This window comes from Pseudoxanthomonas mexicana (genome assembly GCF_001556105.1).
GTDB classification, from domain to species: Bacteria; Pseudomonadota; Gammaproteobacteria; order Xanthomonadales; family Xanthomonadaceae; genus Pseudoxanthomonas_A; species Pseudoxanthomonas_A mexicana_A.
This window is the reverse complement of sequence record NZ_LSIF01000091.1, coordinates 1-385: the sequence shown is the minus strand read 5'-3', so window position 1 is coordinate 385 and position 385 is coordinate 1. Positions and strand designations below refer to the sequence as shown.

Genomic DNA, 385 nt, shown 5'->3' with positions numbered 1-385 from the left:
CCTGCACGTAGGTGGCGCCCACCCCGACGTGATCGCCGAACCAGTGCTTGCCGCGGAAACCGGCCGTGACATCGTCGGGATCGAAACCCGATGGCACCCATTCGTAATCCACCAGCAGGCGCTGCTCGAAGCCGTCCAGCGGCATGTCGCGCGTCAGCGTGGGGGTGTTCTCGCGGGTAATCTGCGCCAGCGGCCGGGTCAGCAGCACGCGGCCCTGCAACTCGTCGATCTCATAGTCGGTGCCGCGCTGGAGGACCACGCGGTTTTCGACGCGACCCGTGGTCAGGTCCCGGATCTCCAGCGTCACCACGTCCGAACCCGGCAGCACGCCGGTGTGCCGCAGGTAGTACAGGCTGCCACCGGTGCCGATGAACTCGCTGTGGCC

The 385-nt window shown here is 67.5% G+C and carries 1 pseudogene; it reads right to left on the bottom strand.

Annotation, left to right across the window (positions count from 1 at the left end):
- Positions 1–385: pseudogene (locus AX730_RS19210) on the bottom strand (hypothetical protein); the annotation flags it as partial.